This window comes from Rhodovulum kholense, assembly GCF_003053725.1.
GTDB lineage: Bacteria > Pseudomonadota > Alphaproteobacteria > Rhodobacterales > Rhodobacteraceae > Rhodovulum > Rhodovulum kholense.
In genome coordinates this window covers 1-20,033 of record NZ_QAYC01000001.1, presented here as the reverse complement: position 1 = coordinate 20,033, position 20,033 = coordinate 1, and the positions used below count along the sequence as shown (strand labels likewise).

General features: G+C 66.1%; 14 protein-coding genes. 9 read left to right on the top strand and 5 right to left on the bottom strand.

What is annotated here, in order from left to right; genetic code table 11:
* Positions 1-42 precede the first annotated feature (42 nt).
* Positions 43-522: an RDD family protein gene (locus tag C8N38_RS00075; protein ID WP_245895462.1), complete on the top strand. Its 480-nt coding sequence runs from the start codon at positions 43-45 to the stop codon at positions 520-522.
* A 68-nt stretch (positions 523-590) separates the two neighbouring features.
* Positions 591-1,427 (top strand): arginyltransferase, encoded by an 837-nt coding sequence (locus tag C8N38_RS00070; RefSeq protein ID WP_108022722.1) that lies wholly within the window; start codon positions 591-593, stop codon positions 1,425-1,427.
* 100 nt (positions 1,428-1,527) lie between these two features.
* Here C8N38_RS00070 and C8N38_RS00065 read toward each other — a convergent pair whose 3' ends face one another.
* The 4 genes from C8N38_RS00065 to C8N38_RS00050 form a co-directional block, all read right to left on the bottom strand.
* Positions 1,528-3,879: a TRAP transporter large permease gene (locus tag C8N38_RS00065; protein WP_108022720.1), complete on the bottom strand. Its 2,352-nt coding sequence runs from the start codon at positions 3,877-3,879 to the stop codon at positions 1,528-1,530.
* 17 nt (positions 3,880-3,896) lie between these two features.
* Positions 3,897-4,790 (bottom strand): TRAP transporter small permease subunit, encoded by an 894-nt coding sequence (locus C8N38_RS00060; RefSeq protein WP_108022717.1) that lies wholly within the window; start codon positions 4,788-4,790, stop codon positions 3,897-3,899.
* Between the two features lie 105 nt (positions 4,791-4,895).
* Positions 4,896-5,978: a TRAP transporter substrate-binding protein gene (locus tag C8N38_RS00055; protein WP_108022715.1), complete on the bottom strand. Its 1,083-nt coding sequence runs from the start codon at positions 5,976-5,978 to the stop codon at positions 4,896-4,898.
* A 249-nt stretch (positions 5,979-6,227) separates the two neighbouring features.
* A complete protein-coding gene (locus tag C8N38_RS00050; protein ID WP_108022713.1) occupies positions 6,228-7,310 on the bottom strand; it encodes a TRAP transporter substrate-binding protein in 1,083 nt (360 codons plus the stop codon).
* 460 nt (positions 7,311-7,770) lie between these two features.
* Here C8N38_RS00050 and C8N38_RS00045 point away from each other — a divergent pair, with 460 nt between their 5' ends.
* The 7 genes from C8N38_RS00045 to C8N38_RS21575 all read left to right on the top strand — a co-directional run bounded on the left by C8N38_RS00045 (position 7,771) and on the right by C8N38_RS21575 (position 19,269).
* Positions 7,771-9,528 carry an acetolactate synthase 3 large subunit gene (locus tag C8N38_RS00045; RefSeq protein ID WP_108022711.1) on the top strand — a complete coding sequence of 586 codons (1,758 nt, stop codon included), beginning with the start codon at positions 7,771-7,773 and terminating at the stop codon, positions 9,526-9,528.
* A 373-nt stretch (positions 9,529-9,901) separates the two neighbouring features.
* On the top strand, positions 9,902-10,462 hold the full coding sequence (ilvN, locus tag C8N38_RS00040; protein ID WP_108022709.1) for an acetolactate synthase small subunit: 561 nt from the start codon (positions 9,902-9,904) through the stop codon (positions 10,460-10,462).
* Between the two features lie 376 nt (positions 10,463-10,838).
* A complete protein-coding gene (locus tag C8N38_RS00035) occupies positions 10,839-12,665 on the top strand; it encodes a sigma-54-dependent Fis family transcriptional regulator (RefSeq protein WP_108022707.1) in 1,827 nt (608 codons plus the stop codon).
* Between the two features lie 288 nt (positions 12,666-12,953).
* Positions 12,954-15,107: a hydantoinase/oxoprolinase family protein gene (locus C8N38_RS00030; RefSeq protein ID WP_108022705.1), complete on the top strand. Its 2,154-nt coding sequence runs from the start codon at positions 12,954-12,956 to the stop codon at positions 15,105-15,107.
* 22 nt (positions 15,108-15,129) lie between these two features.
* Positions 15,130-17,439: a hydantoinase B/oxoprolinase family protein gene (locus C8N38_RS00025; protein ID WP_108022703.1), complete on the top strand. Its 2,310-nt coding sequence runs from the start codon at positions 15,130-15,132 to the stop codon at positions 17,437-17,439.
* Positions 17,440-17,494: 55 nt separating this feature from the next.
* Positions 17,495-17,995, top strand: coding sequence for an acetone carboxylase subunit gamma (locus C8N38_RS00020; protein ID WP_108022701.1), 501 nt, complete (start codon positions 17,495-17,497; stop codon positions 17,993-17,995).
* 167 nt (positions 17,996-18,162) lie between these two features.
* Positions 18,163-19,269, top strand: coding sequence for an alpha/beta fold hydrolase domain-containing protein (locus tag C8N38_RS21575; RefSeq protein WP_215731060.1), 1,107 nt, complete (start codon positions 18,163-18,165; stop codon positions 19,267-19,269).
* Between the two features lie 296 nt (positions 19,270-19,565).
* Here the strand turns inward: C8N38_RS21575 and C8N38_RS00005 are convergent.
* On the bottom strand, positions 19,566-20,033 hold a 468-nt coding region (locus tag C8N38_RS00005), incomplete at its 5' end, for a methyl-accepting chemotaxis protein (RefSeq protein ID WP_245895461.1).

The window sequence follows — 20,033 nt, the reverse complement described above, 5'->3', positions numbered from 1 at the left end:
GCCCCGCGGCCGCCTCTTCCCGGCGCCCCTCCGGCTTCCTACATGTCAGCGATGACAGACCGCACCGAACCCTCCGCCGACCGCCTCTGGGGCCTGCCCGACCCGGCGCTCCAGCCCGAGTTCTATGCCGACGTGCCCTCCAAGCGGCTGGCTGCCTGGGTCATCGACGTCGTGCTGATCCTGATCCTGTCGCTGCTGGCGCTGCCCTTCACCGCCTTCACCGCGATCTTCTTTCTGCCGCTCTTCTTCACCCTCGTGGGCTTTGGCTACCGCACCGTCACGCTGGCGCGCGGCTCGGCCACCTGGGGGATGCGGATCATGGCGATAGAGATTCGCACCGCGCGCGGCGAGAAACTCGATCTCACGACGGCGGCCCTTCACACTTTGGCCTATTCGGCCTGTATCACCTTTTTGTTGCCGCAATTGGCCTCGGTAATCCTGATGCTGACCGGCGCACGTGCCCAGGGATTGCCTGATTTCCTCCTTGGAACCGCCGCCATTAACCGACCTGCAAATCCGTAGCAACAATCCCTTGGCGCCTCGGGGGACGAGTGTTAGCGTATTCGTAACCAGGATATGACTGCCCGACGATGCGCCACACCCTTCCGCTTGCGCCACAGTTCTATGTGACGGCGCCCCAACCCTGCCCCTATCTGCCCCGGCGGATGGAACGGAAACTGTTCACCGCGCTGCAGGGCGACACCGCCGAGACGCTGAACGACTCTCTGTCGAAACAGGGCTTCCGACGCTCGCAGAATGTTCTGTACCGTCCCGCCTGCGCCGATTGCACGGCCTGCCTTTCGGCCCGGATCCGGGTGGCCGACTTTCAGCCGACCCGCAGCCAGCGCAAGGCCCAGAACCGCAATTCAGATCTCAAGCGGCAGGCCAGTTCGCCCTGGGCCACCGAAGAGCAATACACACTCTTCCGCCGCTATCTCGACAGCCGCCATGCCGATGGCGGGATGGCCGACATGGACATCTTCGAATTCGCCGCGATGATCGAGGAAACCCCGGTCCGCTCGCGCGTGGTCGAATATACCGCCGATCCCGCCGATGGCGGACGCCACCGGCCGCTGGTCGCGGTCTGCCTGACCGACATCCTGGATGACGGCCTCTCGATGGTCTATTCCTTCTATGAACCCGAACGAACCAAACGCTCGGTCGGGACCCATGTGATCCTCGACCATGTCGAGATCGCGCGCGAGGCCGGGCTGCCTTACGTCTATCTCGGCTACTGGGTGCCGGGCAGCCCGAAGATGGGCTACAAGGCGAATTTCTCGGCGCTCGAGATCTACAAGAACGACCGCTGGCAGGATATCGGCGCGCCCGAGGACCATCAGGCCGAAACACACCCGCTTTCGGTGGCCCCGATTGCCGAACAGGTCGCCCGGATCCACCTGCCCGACAGCCGCCCAACCCGCGATTGATAAAGGCCAGAACCGGAGCGGGGCCGCCTGCGGCCCGGCGACAGGAAAGAGCAAGCCCGCGCGATTGGCGCGGGCTTTCCTTTGGAAGGACCTCCCGAAATCAGCCGTTCGGCAGGAGGTTCGGCACGATGGTCACGATCCCGGGCAGGAACCACAGGATCGCCAGCCCGATCACCTGGATCACCACGAAAGGCGCGACGCCCCGGTAGATATGCCAGGTCGTGACTTCCTTCGGCGCGACCCCCCGCAGATAGAACAGCGCGAACCCGAAAGGCGGGGTCAGGAACGAGGTCTGCAGGTTCACCGCGATCATGATCGTCACCCATTTCGGATCGAAGGTTCCGCCATAGATCACCGGGCCCACGATCGGGATCACGATGTAGATGATCTCGAGGAAATCCAGCACGAAGCCCAGGATGAACAGAACCAGCATCACCAGCAGGAACACCGTAAGCTCGTTATCGAAACTGCGCAGGAACTGCTGGATGTAATGCTCGCCCCCGAACGAGATCACCACGAGGTTCAGAAGCTGCGAGCCGATCAGGATGGTGAAGACCATCGAGGTCACCTTGGCCGTCTCGCGCACGACCGGCCCCAGCACGCCCGACCGCAGCAGCACCCAGCAGGCGTGGAGGATGCCGAACATCGCGAAGTGATAGGTGCCCTGCGCCACGAAGAAAGCGATCCAGTCCTCGAGCGGGACGCTCTCGCGGCCCAGCCTCAGGTCGAAATTGGTGCCGACCAGAAGCATGATGACGATGGCATACGAGGCCCAGAGGATCAGCTTGCCGGTCCGGTGCTCTTCCTGCAGCTTGCGATAGGCCGCCAGCATCAGCGCGCCGCCCGCGCCCAGCGCCGCTGCGGGCGTCGGGTTGGTGATACCGCCGAGGATCGACCCCAGCACCGCCACGATCAGCACCAGCGGCGGGAAGACCACCCGCAGAAGATCCGACCGCGACAGGCAGGCCACCGCGTAGCGGCAGCCGTACAGAACCAGCGCGACGGGCAGCGCCAGCCACAGCAGCACCGTGCCGGGCGAGGCCAGCGGCCCGATGAAGAGCGCATCGACCAGAAGGCCCAGCACGATCCCCGCCCCCCCGATCAGAAGCGGCGCGGGCCGCGCCGTCGGCACCACGCCCCGCGCCGTCACCAGCGCCAGCGCGAGGAAGGTGAAGCCCAGCAGCACCCCGCCCGAGACCGGCGGCGTGGCAGCGATCTTTTCGGCGCGCGCAGCGGCGAGTTCGTCATCGGTCAGCTGATGCATCTCGACCCGGCCGCCGCCTGCGTCGATCTCTTGCTGCTGGGCGACCGCGCGATCCCATTTCGACTGGCCGTGCAGCGCGATCATCGAAGCCTTGCACTGGTCGGGCACATTGGTCCGCAGACTCGCGGATTCGGCCGTGTTGGAATAGCGCGAGACGGCAATGTCCTGGCTTCCGGCGATCCCGGTCGCCTCCAGCAGCAACGCGAGCCCGATCACCCCGGCGGGGGCCGCCAGAAACCAGGTCAGCGCCGCCCACTTGCGCCCGCGCCGCGCCCCGGCCTCGACCACCGGCGGGGCCTTCGACGGATTGAGAAGCGCATAGACCAGCGCATAGGCCGCATAAAGCAGGGCCAGCAGCACGCCGGGCAGGATCGCGGCCTGAAACAGCGTGCCGACCGAGACGACGGCAGCCTGCCCCAGATAGGTCAGCGCATCGGGACAGCCCGCAAGCTGGGCGCGCGTCTCCTGCGCGGTGGCGTAGATATCGCCCGCCAGCGTACCCAGCAGCACGATGATGATCGAGGGCGGAATGATCTGGCCCAGCGTGCCGCTGGCCGCGATCACCCCGGTCGCCAGCTCAGGCGAATACTTGTTGCGTAGCATCGTCGGCAGCGACAAAAGCCCCATCGTCACCACGGTCGCCCCGACGATGCCGGTCGAGGCGGCCAGGAAGGCCCCCACCACCACCACCGAAACCGCCAGCCCGCCCGGCATCGGCCCGAAGACCCGCGCCATGGTGGTCAGCAGGTCGTTGGCGATCTTCGAGCGTTCGAGGGTGATCCCCATCAGCACGAACATCAGCACCGCCAGCAGCGTCTCGATCGACTGCCCGGCAAAGACCCGTTCGTTCATCCGGTTGACGATAAAGCTGATATTGCGGTCCATCGCCGTTTCCCAGCCCTGCGGGAACAGCGCCGTGGCGACAGTCGGCAGGTCGGGATAGCGGAAATGCGAGATCGTGTCGGGATGAATGCCCTGCGCGATCAGCGCGTCATAGGCGGCGGAGCCGGTGTCGATGACCTGGGCCACCAGGATGCCCGCGCTGTCGAGCGCCGCGATGATCCCGAAGGAAATGACCGCCGCGCCGCCGATGGCGAAGGCCACCGGAAAGCCCGACAGGATGCCCCCGAAGAGGCAGAGAATGACGATGATCAGGCCGATCTCGACGCCATCAAGTCCGAATAGCATATGCCTGCCCTGCCCCTTTAATGCGTGCCTTCATAGGCTTCTTCGCCGGCGCCAAGGCTGTCCCGGTCGAGATATTTTCCGGCGCTCTCCTCGCCTTCCACGAATTCGAGGAAGGACCGGTAGAAGAACGCGATGGCCTGCAGGAACACGAGGCCGGTAAAGGCCACCAGAAGCACCTTGAACAGGAAGTACCCGTTGAACCCGTTGGGCGAGAAGCCGATGGTCTCGACGTTCCAGCGCACCGCGCGGGCCTTCATCAGAAGCCGCTCGATCGTGTCCGAGGCCGAGGGCTTGGGCGTGATCAGGTGGCGCCACATGAAGAACCAGGAATACATCCAGACCAGCACCGCCACCGGCATCATGAACAGAAGCGACCCCGCCATGTCGATCGCGCGCTTGGCGCGGAAGCCCACCGCCGAATAGACCAGATCGACCCGCACATGGCCCGACTGCACGAAGGTGTAGGTCGCGCACAGCGCCACGATGGCGGCGTTGTAAAGCTTGAGTTCTTCGGACCACCACGAGAGATCCTTGGTGAAGGTGTAGCCGAACGGCCCGACACCGATTTCCGAGACACGGAAGATCCGCTGCAGGAAGACGATCATGATCTGCTGCAGCACCATCAACAGCCCGAACCAGGCAACGGCGCGGCCGATGCCGTTGGCCAGCCCCTCGAGCAGCCGGACCGTGCCCCACATGACCTGCCGCCGCCAGATCCCGACTGCGGTCAGCACGAGGAAAGCGGTGAAGACCACGAAGAAGAACTCAACCGAACCGCCGTAATATACGACCCGCATGATCGCCTTCTTGTCGGACCAGTCGAGCCAGAGCCCCGGATGGGACAGCGCAAAGCCGAAATTGTAGAAGGCCAGCAGGATGTTCTTGCAGACCCACAGAATGCCGTCGAGCATCCGGTTCTCCCGTTTGCCCCGCCTGTCGTGGCGGGATCGGTGAAGCATCGACGCCCCGGCCCTTGGTTCGGGCCGGGGCGCCAGGTGGTACGGGCGCGGCCGGGCTCAGCCCAGAACGCGGTTCCGCTGGCGGGTGAAGACCCCCTCCGAAATCTCGATCCAGGCAGCGGAATCGCGCATCGAGGCGACGTAGCTGTCGTAGATCTTCTTGTAGAGATCATCGCCCATGTACTGGGCAAAGACCTCCTGCGCGGCAGCGCCGAAGGCGTCCCATACGTCGTCGCTGAACTCGCGCACCTGCACGCCGCCCGCCTGCAGCCGCCGCAGCGCCGAGGCGTTGTTCTTCATGAACAGCGACAACGCCCACTGGTTGGCCGAGGCGGTCACCTGCTGGACCGTCGCCTGTTGCGACGGCGTCAGGCTTTCGAAGACCTCGAGGTTCATCGCCAGCGACAGGCCCGGGCCGGGTTCGTGGAAGCCGGCGGTGTAGTAGATCTTGGTGATCTCCTGGAAGCCCGCCTTCTCGTCGGCCCAGGGGCCGATCCATTCAGTGCCGTCGATGGCCCCCGAAGACAGCGCCTGATAGACCTCGGACCCGGGCAGGTTCTGCACCGAGGCCCCGAGCTTGCCAAGGATCTCGCCGCCCTGCCCCGGCATCCGGAACTTGAGGCCCTTGAAGTCCTCGGGGCTCTTGATTTCCCTGCGGAACCAGCCGCCCGATTGCGGCCCGGTATTGCCCGCAAGGAAGCTCTTCAGTCCGAAGATCTGGCCCAGCTCGTTGTGCAGCTCGTGCCCGCCCGAGTGATAGTACCAGTTGTGCAGTTCCTGTGCGGTCATGCCGAAAGGCAGCGAGGCGAAGAACTGATAGCCCGGATGCTGGCCGACGAAATAATAGTCGACCCCGTGATACATGTCGGCCTGCCCCGAGGTGACCGCGTCGAACACCTCGAAGGCGCCGACAAGCTCGCCCGCAGCCTTCAGATCGACGGTCAGCTGGCCATCGGTGACGGCGGTGATCTGGTCGGCACAGTACTGCGCGGCGTCATGCACGCCCGCGAGCCCCCGGCCCCAGGTGGTGACCAGCGTCAGCGTGCGCTTGCCCTGGGCATAGGCGGGTGCCGCCAGCGCGGCGGCGGCCGCGGCCGAACCGCCCAGCGCGGACCTGCGCAGAAATGAACGTCGATCCATGAACTCTCTCCTCCCGGTTTCGTGCCCGCCTCCTCGACGGGCGGATCGTTTTAGGTGCGGGCAATCTAGCGGGAGGGTCAGATCAGATAAATAGCCAGAAAGGACGGGGCGCGAACTTTCCTTACAGAATCGCCACGCATTCCGCCCGAAAGTTGTGCAACCGCACCGGGCGGCCTGCCGGACCCCGTCCGGCGCCTGTCTCGATTCGGCGGCCCGCGATCCGGGAGGACCGGGGCCGCCCTGCCGGGATCAGCCGATCACGCGGTCGCGCTGGGCGCGGTAGGTGCCTTCGGAGGCCTGCAGCCAGCTCGACGAACTCCGCATCGAGGCCATGTAGCTGTCCAGCATGCGGTCGTAGATATCGCCGTCGCGGTTTTCCTCCAGCGCCTCCTGCGCGGCCTGGCCGAACACGTCCCAGACCGGATCGGGGAAGGTCATGATCCGCACCCCTTCCGAAGCCAGCCGCGACAGCGCCGCACTGTTTTGCGACAGGAACATCGACAGCGTCCACTGGTTGCACTCGGCCGCGGCGCTTGCCATGACCTGCTGCTGGAAGGGCGTCAGGCTGTCGAAGAGATCGCGGTTCAGCGCAAGGGACAGCCCCGCGCCCGGCTCGTGGAACCCGGCGGTGTAGTAGATCTTGGTGATCTCGTAGAAGCCCGCCTTCTCGTCGGCCCAGGGGCCGACCCATTCGGTGCCGTCAAGCGCGCCGGTCGACAACGCCTGATAGACCTCGCCACCGGGGATGTTCTGGACCGAGACGCCCAGCTTGCCCATGGCGACGCCGCCCAGCCCCGGCATGCGGAACTTGAGCCCCTGGAAGTCCTCGGGCGTGTTGATCTCCTTGCGGAACCATCCGCCCGACTGGGCGCCGGTATTGCCGACGAGGAACATCTTCAGCCCGAAGATCTCGCCCAGCTCGTCATGGAAGGCCGCACCCTCGCCCTGATAGTACCAGTTGATCTGCTCCTGAGCGGTCATCCCGAAGGGCACGGTCGAGAAGAAGGCGAAGGCCGGGTGCTGGTTGACGAAATAGTAGTCCGACGAATGGTACATGTCGGCCTGACCCGAGCTGACCGCGTCGAACACCTCGAACGCGCCCACCAGTTCGCCCGCGGCCTTGACCTCGACCTTGATCTGGCCGTCGCTCAGCGCCTCGATCCGGTTCTTGCAGAACATCGCGGAATCGTGGACCCCAGCCATGCCGTTCGGCCAGGAGGTGACCATGGTCAGCGTCCGCACCCCCTGGGCCAGGGCGGGGGCGGCCAGCGTGGTGGCCGCGGCGGCCGAGCCGCCAAGGGCGGAGGTCTTCAGGAAAGAGCGGCGATCCATGGGCAGATGTCCTTTTCTTGGGTCCGCTGCCCCGGGTCGGTCGTCGCTCGGACCGGCCGGAGCCTGCGTGCTGCGCAAAACGGGCGCGACCCTAGCCGCCCCGCGCGGCCCCGGCCAGCCGCCCTGCGTTGCTCATTCCGCATGTCCGACCTGCGTCCAGCGCAACCCGCGTTTCGCACTTGTGCGCGAGACCCCCATCGGTGCGCAACAAACGGAAAGGATTCATTGCCGCAGGGAACTATTCTTCACGATTTTTGCGGTTGACCCCTTCCGGGCAGGCTCCTAATGTCCCGCGCACGCAACGCCAAAGGAGTCCCGCGGCAATGACCCTCGTACTCGTAATTACGGAAGACAGGCGCATGGGCCGGTAACGGCGGACCCAGGGTCCTCCCCATGCGCCCCCGCTCCACGGGGGCTTTTTTATGCGCAAAAGCTGGCGGACAGCACGGAGAACGAAAAGATGACACAGCCCATGACCGGCGCGAAGATGGTGGTTCAGGCGCTCAAGGACCAGGGGGTCGACGTAATCTTCGGCTACCCGGGCGGGGCCGTGCTTCCGATCTATGACGAGCTTTACCAGCAGACCGACATCCAGCACATCCTGGTGCGCCATGAACAGGGCGCGGTCCATGCGGCCGAGGGCTATGCCCGCTCGACCGGCAAGCCCGGCGTCGTTCTCGTCACCTCGGGCCCCGGCGCGACCAATGCCGTCACCGGCATCACCGACGCGCTGATGGACTCGATCCCGCTGGTCGTTCTGTCGGGCCAGGTTCCGACCTTCCTCGTTGGCAACGATGCCTTCCAGGAGGCCGATACCGTCGGCATCACCCGCCCCTGCACCAAGCATAACTGGCTGGTGAAGGACCCCGACAAGCTGGCCGAGACGATCCATCAGGGCTTTCACGTCGCCACCACCGGCCGTCCCGGCCCGGTGCTGATCGACATTCCCAAGGATGTGCAATTCGCCGAGGGGACCTATGTCGGTCCGGTCAAGGCGGGACACGGCCATTACCACCCGAGGGTCAAGGGCGACCGCGAGACGATCACCCGCCTCGTCGAGGCGATGGAAACCGCCGAGCGGCCGATCTTCTATACCGGCGGCGGGGTCATCAATTCGGGCGATGCCGCGACCCAGCTCCTGCGCGAGCTTGTCGAGGCGACGGGTTTTCCGATCACCTCCACCCTGATGGGTCTGGGCGCCTATCCGGCGAGCGGCAAGAACTGGTTGGGCATGCTGGGCATGCACGGGCTTTATGAGGCCAACCTCGCGATGCACGATTGCGACCTGATGATCTGTGTCGGCGCGCGCTTCGACGACCGCATCACCGGCCGGGTGGCCGATTTCAGCCCGCACTCGGTCAAGGCCCATATCGACATCGACCCCTCGTCGATCAACAAGACGATCCATGTCGACCTGCCGATCATCGGCGACGTGGCCCATGTGCTGGAGGATCTGCTGAGGATCTGGAAGTCGCGCGGGCGCAAGGTGAACAAGGAGGCACTCAAGCCCTGGTGGGCGCAGATCGACGAATGGAAGACCGTCGACTGCCTGCGCTACACCCCGTCCGAGACGATCATCAAGCCGCAATACGCCCTGCAGCGGCTCGAGGCGCTGACGCGGCACCGCAAGGACCGCTTCATCTGCACCGAGGTCGGCCAGCACCAGATGTGGGCGGCGCAGTTCCTCGGCTTCGAGGCGCCGAACCACTGGATGACCTCGGGCGGGCTTGGCACCATGGGCTACGGCATGCCGGCCTCGGTGGGCGTGCAGGTCGCCCATCCCGAGGCGCTGGTCATCAACGTCGCGGGCGAGGGATCGTGGCTGATGAACATGCAGGAGATGGGCACGGCGGTGCAATACCGCCTGCCGGTCAAGCAGTTCATCCTCAACAACGAGCGCCTCGGCATGGTCCGGCAGTGGCAGACGCTTCTGCATGGCGGGCGCTATTCGCACAGCTGGTCCGAGGCGCTGCCCGATTTCGTCAAGCTCGCCGAAGCGTTCGGCGCCAAGGGGATCAAGTGTTCGGACCCTGCCGATCTGGACGACGCCATCGCCGAGATGCTGGCCTATGACGGGCCGGTGATCTTCGACTGCCTGGTCGAGAAGCACGAGAACTGCTTCCCGATGATCCCGTCGGGTCGCGCCCATAACGACATGCTGCTGGGCGACGCCGAGACCGAAGGGGCGATCGGGACCAAGGGCGCGGTCCTCGTCTGAGCCATGGCGGCGGCGCTGTTACCCTGGCGGCAACGCCCGCACGGGTCGGCGCCTGCCGGCGGCCCGTGGGCGGCCGCCGCTGGTCATTGCCGCCGCCCTGCCCTCGGCAATCCTCGCCGCCCGGATCGCGGCGCGGCCCGGGCGCGTCGGGACGCAGACCGCGACGATGTCGGCCCGTTCCGGACCGTGGCACCGAGGGTCGTGCCGGACCTCGTGCCAAGGCCCGGACCGCAACCGCCCGCCGCGTGGCTTCCGCTGGCGGGCATGGCGCTGACCCTGGCGGTCGCGCTATGGCTCGTGCCGCGCGCCCGAAGCCCCGAGACTTCGCCCGGCACCCGGCCGGGCGCAAACGATAACGCCGAGAGGACATGACATGGCTCCGTTGAACATCCAGCAAGGCACCTCCAGACATTCCGCCTATGACCTGCGCGACCCCAATGCCGAGACCAGCGAACGTCACACCCTGGCGGTGACCGTCGACAACGAGGCAGGCGTGCTGGCCCGCGTCATCGGGCTCTTTTCGGGGCGCGGCTACAATATCGACAGCCTGACCGTGGCCGAGGTCGATCACGCCGGCCACAAGAGCCGGATCACCATCGTGACCACCGGCACACCGGCCGTGATCGAGCAGATCAAGGCCCAGCTTGGCCGCATCGTTCCCGTGCACGAGGTCCACGATCTGACGGTCGAGGGGCCGTCGGTCGAACGTGAACTGGCGCTTTTCAAGGTCACCGGAACCGGCGAGAAGCGGGTCGAAGCGCTGCGGCTTGCCGATATCTTCCGCGCCAATGTGGTCGACTCGACGCTGGAAAGCTTTGTCTTCGAAATCACCGGCACGCCCCAGAAGGTCGACGCCTTCGGCGAGTTGATGCGCCCGCTCGGTCTTTGCGAAATGGCGCGCACCGGCGTCGCCGCCTTGGCGCGCGGGAAGTGAGGCCTCGGCACCCGGAACCTGAAAGGATGAAGGCCTCCGGCGGGGTAAGTACCGGAGGCCTTCGGAGCCGGGGGAAATCCGGCGAATGGACCTGTCTCGGACAGCCCTTCCGGGAGGTCCGGGTCGCAGATCCGTCCCGATTCGCGCTATGCGCAACGCGAACCGTCAATCAAGGTTAACACCTGGACCCGGTTCTGGGAACAATCCGGTTGCCGCGAGCGGCAAGCCGCCGGTCCCGCCCTGCCCGTCCCGCCCCTCCCACGTCCCCGCCAAAGGAGCCCGGGCCGCGACCTTTCCAGATTTCCCCGCGCCCGGTAGAATGATGCGACAAACGTGACGACGTATTCGGGGCCGGGCACGGTCCCTGGGAGGAGATATGGTCGCGCGCGAACGCTTCGTCAGGAAAGCGGACTGGGTCCGCTTCCTGGACACCGGCGCATTGCCGGACGATCTCGACCCGGACCTGGCGGCCTCCTGGCTGCGCTCGCGCGACTCGGGTGTGCTGCCCGACCGGCTGACCGCACCGCAGGTCACCGACGAGGTGCTGCAGCGCAAGCGCACGGAAACCGCCGAGTTGCGGCGGCTGGCCCGGGCCGCGCTGCTCCGGGCGCGGGCGATGCTGAAGGACACCGGATCGATGATGATCCTGGCCTCGCCCGACTGCATCATCACCGAGACCGAGGGCGATCCGGGGGTGATCGACACCGGCCGCGAGAACCGGCTGCAGATCGGCGGCAACTGGCAGGAAACCAGCATCGGGACCAATGGCATCGGCACCGCCGCGGCTTCGGGGCGGCCGGCCTTGGTGCATGGCATCCAGCATTTCTGCGAAGAGATCCAGCGCTGGAGCTGCGCCGCCGTGCCGGTGCTGGACCCGGTCGACCGGTCGCTGCGCGGGATCGTCGACATCTCCGGGCCGACCGATGTGTTCCTGCCGCAAAGCATGGCGCTGGCGATGGCGGTCGGCGACGAGATCACCCAGGCGCTGGCCCGGCTGATCGGCGAAGAGCGCGAGGTGCTGTACCAGCAGTTCATGGGCCGCCGCGCGCGCTGGCAGAACACCCACATGATCCTGATCGACCGGCGCGGCGCGGTGCTGCACGACACCCGCGCGGTCTGGTCGAACCAGGCGATCCAGGGCGGCGCCATCGGCGACCGGCGCGAAGATGACTGGGCAAGCGAGATGTCGGACCGGTTCTCGGGCATGGATGGCGAGATCCTGCGCCGCGACGGCTTGCCCATCGGGCTGGTGCTGACGGCCTATCGCGGCCGGCGGACGCCCGTCGAAACCCCCAGCGGCGACCCGTTCGACGCCTTTCTGGGGACCGCGCCCGCGATTGTCCGCCTGCTCGAACATGCGCGCTGCGTGGCGGGCTCGGCCGTGCCCGTGCTGATCAGCGGCGAGACCGGCACCGGCAAGGAGCTGCTGGCCCGCGCGATCCACGATGCCTCGGCCCAGCGGCACGGGCGCTATGTGCCGGTGAATTGCGGCGCGCTGCGCGCCGACAGCGCCGCGGGTGTGCTGTTCGAAACCGACGGCCCCGGCAGCGGCGCCGTGGCCGCGGCGCATGGCGGCACACTCTGCCTGGACGAGATCGGCGAGATGCCCGGAGACGTGCAACCCTTCTTGCTGCGGGTCCTGGAAGACGGGCTGACCCGGGCGCGCAGCCCCGATGCGCCGGAACGCTCCGACTTCCGGGTGATCGCGCTGACCCATCGCGACCTGCCCCGGGACGTGGCCGAAAACCGGTTCCGGCGCGACCTGTTCCACCGCATCTCGACGATCCAGTTCCGGCTGCCGCCGCTGCGCGACCGGGCCGAGGACATTCCGCTGCTGGCCCAGCATTTCCTGTCCCAGGCTGCCGCCGAGGCCGGGCGCCGGGCGCCGGCGCTGACCCGGGCCGCACGCGAGGCGCTGATGGCCTATCCCTGGCCCGGCAATGCCCGCGAATTGAGAAACGACATGCAGGCGCTGGTGCTGTTCTGCGGCCGCGGCGTGATCGACGCCGAAGACCTGCCAGAAAAGATCCGGACCCCGGCCGCCCCCCTGCCCCGGCCCGAACCGGACGAGCGCACCCGCATCCTTGAGGCGATGGCGGCAAGCGGCGGCAACATGTCGGCCACTGCCCGACGGCTGGGGATCGCGCGCTCGACGCTCTACACCAAGCTCGCCGCCTACGGCCTGACCCGCCCCGAGGACTGACGCACGGGGACGGACCTTCGCGGTCGCCCCCACAAGACCGCGCGAATCGGTCTGCCCACACCCTCCGAAACCTGTTCGGCACCTGTCCGGCACCTGTCCGGACAGCCGGACACATCCTGTCCGGACGGCTCTCCCTTCGCCCCCGGACAATGCCGCCCGAAACCCTGCCTTAACGAATATGACTGTCCGGCGGCCACGCCAGCGCCGGACAGGGCCGGTACCGACGCCCGCCCGCATAGTCTGACCGGACGGCGTCCCGAGACGGCGCTGAAACGGGAGGAAACACGCATGACACAGACCGCACGGAACGCGCGGTCGGTTCAGGTGCTGGGCATCGACGCCGGCGGCACCATGACCGACACGTTCTTCGTGGATGCAGACGGCGACTTCGTCGTCGGCAAGGCCCAGACCACGCCCGCAAACGAGGCGCAGGGCCTGCTGGAATCCAGCCGCGAGGGGCTCGAACATTGGGGCCTGACGCTGGAGGATGCGCTGCGCAACATCCAGACCGGGGTCTATTCCGGCACCGCGATGCTGAACCGGGTGGTGCAGCGCAAGGGGCTTCGGGTCGGGCTGATCGTCAATGCGGGGATGGAGGACTTCCACCGCATGGGCCGCGCGATCCAGGCCTATCTGGGCTTCGCCTACGAGGACCGCATCCACATCAACACGCACTATTACGACGACCCGCTGGTGCCGCGCGACCTGACCCGAGGCGTGGCCGAGCGGATCGACATGATGGGCAAGGTGGTGATCCCGCTGAACGAGGAGTCGGCCCGGACCGCCGCGCGCGATCTGATCGCCGAGGATGTCGAAGGCATCGTGATCTCGCTTCTGCATTCCTACAAGAACCCGACCCACGAACGCCGGGTGCGCGACATCGTCGAGGACGAGGTCAAGGCCAGCGGCAAGACGATCCCGGTCTTTGCCTCGACAGACTACTACCCGGTGCGCAAGGAGACCCACCGCACCAATACCACCGTGCTTGAGGCCTATGCCGCCGAGCCGTCGCGCCAGACGCTGCATGGCATCTCGGGCGCTTTCAAGGATCACGGGTCCAAATTCGACTTCCGGGTGATGGCGACCCATGGCGGCACCATTTCGTGGAAGGCCAAGGAACTGGCGCGGACCATCGTGTCGGGCCCGATCGGCGGCGTGATCGGCGCCAAGTATCTGGGCGAGAAGCTGGGCTACAAGAACATCGCCTGTTCCGACATCGGCGGCACCTCGTTCGACGTGGCGCTGATCACGCAAAGCGAGCTGACGATCCGCAACGATCCCGACATGGCGCGGCTGGTGCTGTCGCTGCCGCTGGTGGCGATGGACTCGGTCGGCGCGGGCGCGGGCAGCTTCGTGCGGCTCGACCCCTATACCAAGGCGATCAAGCTCGGCCCCGACAGCGCGGGCTATCGCGTCGGCGTCTGCTGGGCCGAAAGCGGTATCGAGACGGTCTCGATCTCGGATTGCCATGTGGTGCTGGGCTACCTGAACCCCGACAACTTCCTCGGCGGGCAGGTCAAGCTTGACCGCCAGCGCGCCTGGGACGCGATCAAGGTGCAGGTCGCCGACCCGCTGGGGCTGTCGGTCGAGGATGCCGCGGCCGGGGTGATCGAGCTGCTCGATGCCGAGCTGCGCGACTACATGCGCTCGATGATCTCGGGCAAGGGCTACAGCCCGGGCAGCTTTACCTGCTTCAGCTATGGCGGCGCGGGCCCGGTCCACACCTATGGCTATACCGAAGGCCTGGGCTTCGAGGACGTGATCGTGCCGGCCTGGGCCGCGGGCTTTTCGGCCTTCGGCTGCGCGGCGGCCGATTTCGAATACCGCTATGACAAGTCGCTCGACATCAATATCGACACCGATGCCCACGAGGCCGACAAGGCGACCCAGGCCCAGGTGTTGCAGGCCGCCTGGGACGAGCTGACCGAGCGCGTTCTGGAGGAGTTCGAGCGCAACGGCTATTCCGCCGACAAGGTCGAGCTGCAGCCCGGTTTCCGGATGCAGTATCGCGGGCAGCTGAACGACCTGGAAATCGAAAGCCCGATCGCCTCGGCCGCCGGCGCCGACGACTGGGACCGGCTGGTTTCTGCCTTCAACGACACCTATGGCCGGGTCTATGCCGCCTCGGCCCGCTCGCCCGAGCTGGGCTATTCGGTGACCGGCGCGATCATGCGCGGCACCGTCCCGATCCCGAAACCGAAGATCCCCGAGGAACCCCTGCACGACGCCACCCCGCCGCGCGAGGCGCGCACCGGCACGCGGCAGTTCTACCGCAAGGGCCGCTGGGTGGAGGCCCAGCTTTACCGGATGGAAACGCTTCTGCCCGGCAACCAGATCGTCGGCCCCGCGATCATCGAATCCGACGCCACGACCTTCGTCGTGCCGGACGGGTTCGAAACCTGGCTCGACGAACACCGCCTGTTCCACCTCAAGGAACTGTGACGCGCGAAAGGGAGGACATCACATGAACATCCAGACAGATATCAAGGGCATCGTCCGCGGCGGCGAGACCCTCAAGCAGCACCGCGACAAGATCATGGAGGCCACCAAACGCAGCGGCCACTATGCCGGGCTGCGCCATATGGAGCTGCGGGACGAGCATCCGATCAAGTACAACAAGCTGTTCTCGCGGCTTCGGGCCGGTGTCGTCGATGCCCGCGAGACCGCCAAGAAGATCGCGGCCTCGCCCATCGTCGAGCAGGAGGGCGAGCTGTGCTTCACCCTCTATAACGCGGCGGGCGACAGCATCCTGACCTCGACCGGCATCATCATCCATGTCGGCACCATGGGGGCCGCGATCAAATACATGATCGAGAACGGATGGGAGACCAATCCCGGCGTCAAGGACCGGGACATCTTCTGCAACAACGACAGCCTGATCGGCAACGTCCACCCGTGCGACATCCACACCATCGTGCCGATCTTCCACGAGGGCGAGCTGATCGGCTGGGTCGGCGGCGTGACCCATGTGATCGATACCGGCGCCGTCGGGCCGGGCTCGATGACCACGGGCCAGGTCCAGCGCTTCGGCGACGGCTATTCGGTGACCTGCCGCAAGATCGGCGAGAACGACACGCTGTTCCGCGACTGGCTGCATGAAAGCCAGCGCGCGGTGCGTACCACGCGCTACTGGATGCTCGACGAACGCACCCGGGTCGCAGGCTGTCACATGATCCGCAAGCTGGTCGAGGAGGTGATCGCCGACGAGGGGATCGATGCCTACTGGCAATTCGCCTATGAGGCGGTCGAACATGGCCGGCTGGGGCTTCAGAACCGGATCAAGGCGATGACCATTCCGGGCACCTATCGCCAGGTGGGCTTCGTCGACGTGCCCTACAGCCACGACGACGTGCGCGTGCCCTCGGACTTCGCCAAGGTCGACACGATCATGCACACGCCGTCGGAGATGACGATCCGCAAGGATGGCACCTGGCGGCTCGATTTCGAAGGCTCGTCGCGCTGGGGCTGGCACACCTACAACGCCCATTCGGTCAGCTTCACGTCCGGTATCTGGGTGATGATGACCCAGACCCTGATCCCGACCGAGATGATCAACGACGGCGCCGCCTACGGCACCGAATTCCGCCTGCCCAAGGGCACCTGGATGAACCCCGACGACCGGCGCGTGGCCTTCGCCTATAGCTGGCACTTCCTCGTGTCGTCCTGGACGGCGCTCTGGCGGGGGCTCTCGCGCAGCTATTTCGGACGCGGCTATCTCGAAGAGGTCAATGCGGGCAATGCCAATACCTCGAACTGGCTGCAGGGCGGCGGCTTCAACCAGTATGACGAGATACACGCCGTGAACTCGTTCGAATGCGCGGCCAACGGGGTCGGTGCCACGGCGGTGCGCGACGGCATCAGCCACGCGGCGGCGATCTGGAACCCCGAGGGCGACATGGGCGACATGGAGATCTGGGAACTGGCCGAGCCGCTGGTCTATCTCGGCCGCCAGATCAAGGCCTCCTCGGGCGGCGCGGGCAAGTATCGCGGCGGCTGCGGCTTCGAAAGCCTGCGCATGGTCTGGAACGCCAAGGACTGGACCATGTTCTTCATGGGCAACGGCCATATCAGTTCCGACTGGGGGCTGATGGGCGGCTATCCGGCGGCCTCGGGCTACCGCTTCGCCGCGCATGACACCGGGCTGAAAGAGAAGATCGCCAGAGGCGAGCCGATCCCCTGGGGCGGCGATACCGACCCCGAGAACCCGGTCTGGGACGGGATGCTGGAGGGTGCCCGGATCAAGCGCGACAAGCAGGCCATCACCACCGAGGAAATGTTCGCCGATTACGATCTTTACCTCAACTACATGCGCGGCGGCCCGGGCTTCGGCGACCCGCTCGACCGCAAGCCCGAGGCGGTGGCGGCCGATGTGAATGGCGGCTACCTGCTCGCGCGCTTTGCCGACAGCGTCTATGGCGTCGTGCTGGCCGAGGGCGAGCGCGGCCGGGTGGTGGCCGATCTGGCCGCGACCGAGGCGCGCCGTGCCGAGATCCGGCAGGAGCGGCTGGCACAGTCGGTGCCGACCCGCGACTGGATGGCGGGCGAACGCGAAAAGATCCTGGCCAAGGAGGCGGGCACCCATGTCCAGCAGATGTATGCCGCCTCGTTCAAGCTCGGCCCGAAATTCGAACGCGATTTCCGGGCGTTCTGGGACCTGCCGGACAGCTGGCAACTGAAGGAGGCCGACCTGCCGATCCCGTCCTACGGCAAGGACTATTCGATGGACCTGTCGGAACTGCCCGATGTGAACATCGTCCAGCTGGTCGAGGAATGACCCAACCCGGGCGCCGGGCGATCCCGGCGCCCGTTTCAGAAAGGGAGGAACAGACATGGCCTATACCGAAGCCAAGATCCGCGATCTCGTGGACGGCACCATCGACCAGGACACGCTGCATCAGATGCTGTCCATGCCCAAGGATCAGGAAAGGTTCGAAATCTACCTCGGGATCCTGCAGGAGCAGGTCCCTTGGGACGACCGCATCATCCTGCCGCTGGGACCGAGACTTTTCATCGTCCAGCGGGCCGAAGACAAGAAATGGGTGATCCGCAGCTGGGCCGGGCACGATTTCTGCGACTGGACCGAGAACTGGAAGCTGCATGCCAAGGTCCGGGTCCGCGACACGCCAGAGGCGATGGAAAAGCTCTATCCCAAGCTGATGGCGCCCTCGACCGGCTGGCAGGTGATCCGCGAATACTTTTGCCCGCTCTCGGGTGACCTGCTGGACGTCGAGGCGCCCACGCCCTGGTATCCGGTGATCCACGATTTCGAACCGGATATCGACACCTTCTATCGCGACTGGCTCGGCCTCGAGGTGCCCGAGCGCGCCTGACCGAGGCCCCGGCCGCGCCGCGGCCCCCTTTCCGAAGGGGGCCGCATTGCGCCCCGCCGAACCTTACCGCAAGGCGAAAGAAAGTCGCCGCCAAGTTGTGCAAACAGCTTGACCCGCCGCCCTCCCCGCCTTTTCATTGTCCTGACCCATCAAGGGAGGCTTGGGCCGTGTCGATGCTTCTGAGCGATCTGCGCACCACCTTAGGCTATCTGCTTCAGGCCGCCCTTTGCCGGGTGTTCGGACCATTGCGCCCCAAGGCGCCGCCACGTCCCGATTACAGCGCCGTCTATACCTCGCCGGAGTTTACCGTCGAGCGGTTCGGGAAATGCCAGAAGGGCAGCTATATCGAGGTCTATCGGCCGAAGACGCCCTGGCTCGGGCAGAACGGACGCCCCAAGGCGGTGATCTTCCTGCACGGCTTCGTGCTGGGGGCGTCGCAGATCTACCGCGCTCATCTCGAACACCTCGTCCGTCAGGGCTATACCGTCTTCTTTCCGAACTTTCAGACCGGGTTCTGCAGCTTTCCCGCCAGAGGGCTGATGACCGTGGCCGAGTTGCTGGACGAGGTCTTCGGCGACGGGTTGCGGCCCTCCCAGGAGAAATGGATGCGGAACGCGCTGGCCAGCGTCACCGATGCCTATGCCCAGGTCGGCTTCGGACCCGATGTCGCGGTCGATACCTATGTCTATGGCCATTCGCTGGGCGGACTCTTCGCGCTGAGCTGGCCCTGGTACGTGACCCAGGACGGCCTGCCCGCCAATCTGATGCCGCTGCAGGTCGTGACTGCCGACCCGATCCCCAGCAGTTCCGCCGCGTCGGCGCCGGGCCAGATCGGCCTGGCCCTCGACCGGTTGCAGGACGATGTGAACCTGAGCGTCACGGGAAAGGCACTGACCATGCCGGTCGCAATCCTGCATGGCGACGCCGACTGGATCGTGCCGAAATCCGAATGGGATATCCCGTTCGGTGCCATCGCCACGGATCGCAAGCGCATGTACCTGTCGCAGACCGATACCCATGGCTGCCCCGGACATTTCGCCAATCACGAACAGGCGACCGACGATACCAGCTTTTTCCGCCCGCTTCTGTCTTTGTTGCTGCTCGACGGCGTTGGCGCCGAAGACACGCTGGACTGGCGCTATCTCTGGTCTGCGCTCGACCGGGTCATCCGCGAGGGCACCGAGGCCGACCGTCTGGAGTTCGACCTGGGTCATTGGTCCGACGGCCGCCCTGTACGCCCGGTCAAGGTCTATCTTTCGGGCGACGCGGCCTGAACCCGGCCTGGGATACACCGAGGTCGCTCGAGGTCTCGGGATCTTCGTCCGGGCGGCCGCGTGCGAACTTGCCCGATGCCAGAGACGCGCGTCGCGGTCTTCTTCGTCCGGCTCATCCCGCGCAATCGCAAACACGGCTCCGCACGGAATTGCCGAACGGCGGCGGGAGCCGGTCGATGCCTTTCCCAAGCCCGCACCGATCCGCCTGAAGGTTCCGGCATCTCGGACCGCTCCTTCCGAGCGCTGACGCTCTGCGAACGGTCCGAGACCCGCTGCCCGCTCACCGGCGTGCAGGCTCAGAAATCCTGCCAGCCGCTGTCGTTCACGGCCCGCTTGGGCGCAACCATCGTGGCGGATGACGGGCGATCGGGCGTGTAGGTGGGCGCCGACGGGCTCCGCGGGCTGGTCAGCACGGGGCCGCTGCCCTTCAGACGGAACCGGGCGACGAGGCTTTGCAGATTGCCCGCCTCCTGCTTCATCGTCACCGCGGCGGCGTTCGCCTCCTCGACCATGGCGGCGTTCTGCTGGGTGACCTTGTCCAGTTCGTTGATCCCGACATTGATCTCGCCAAGCCCCACAGACTGTTCCTGCGCGCCGGTCGCGATCTCGCCGATCAGCACGGCGATGTTGCTGACGCGCTCGACGATGTCGGTCAGCGCCTCGCCGGTCCGGTTCACCAGCGCCACGCCGGATTCGACCTGATCGGAACTGGACGAAATCAGCGTCTTGATCTCTTTCGCGGCCTCGGAGGACCGCTGGGCCAG

Bases quoted from the DNA above. Each gene is read 5' to 3' on its own strand.
- C8N38_RS00055 (WP_108022715.1), bottom strand. From the start codon at position 5,978: ATGGATCGACGTTCATTTCTGCGCAGGTCCGCGCTGGGCGGTTCGGCC.
- C8N38_RS00020 (WP_108022701.1), top strand. From the start codon at position 17,495: ATGGCCTATACCGAAGCCAAGATCCGCGATCTCGTGGACGGCACCATC.
- C8N38_RS00050 (WP_108022713.1), bottom strand. From the start codon at position 7,310: ATGGATCGCCGCTCTTTCCTGAAGACCTCCGCCCTTGGCGGCTCGGCC.
- C8N38_RS00065 (WP_108022720.1), bottom strand. From the start codon at position 3,879: ATGCTATTCGGACTTGATGGCGTCGAGATCGGCCTGATCATCGTCATT.
- C8N38_RS00045 (WP_108022711.1), top strand. From the start codon at position 7,771: ATGACACAGCCCATGACCGGCGCGAAGATGGTGGTTCAGGCGCTCAAG.
- C8N38_RS00060 (WP_108022717.1), bottom strand. From the start codon at position 4,790: ATGCTCGACGGCATTCTGTGGGTCTGCAAGAACATCCTGCTGGCCTTC.
- C8N38_RS00070 (WP_108022722.1), top strand. From the start codon at position 591: ATGCGCCACACCCTTCCGCTTGCGCCACAGTTCTATGTGACGGCGCCC.
- C8N38_RS00035 (WP_108022707.1), top strand. From the start codon at position 10,839: ATGGTCGCGCGCGAACGCTTCGTCAGGAAAGCGGACTGGGTCCGCTTC.
- C8N38_RS00075 (WP_245895462.1), top strand. From the start codon at position 43: ATGTCAGCGATGACAGACCGCACCGAACCCTCCGCCGACCGCCTCTGG.
- C8N38_RS00030 (WP_108022705.1), top strand. From the start codon at position 12,954: ATGACACAGACCGCACGGAACGCGCGGTCGGTTCAGGTGCTGGGCATC.
- ilvN (WP_108022709.1), top strand. From the start codon at position 9,902: ATGGCTCCGTTGAACATCCAGCAAGGCACCTCCAGACATTCCGCCTAT.
- C8N38_RS00025 (WP_108022703.1), top strand. From the start codon at position 15,130: ATGAACATCCAGACAGATATCAAGGGCATCGTCCGCGGCGGCGAGACC.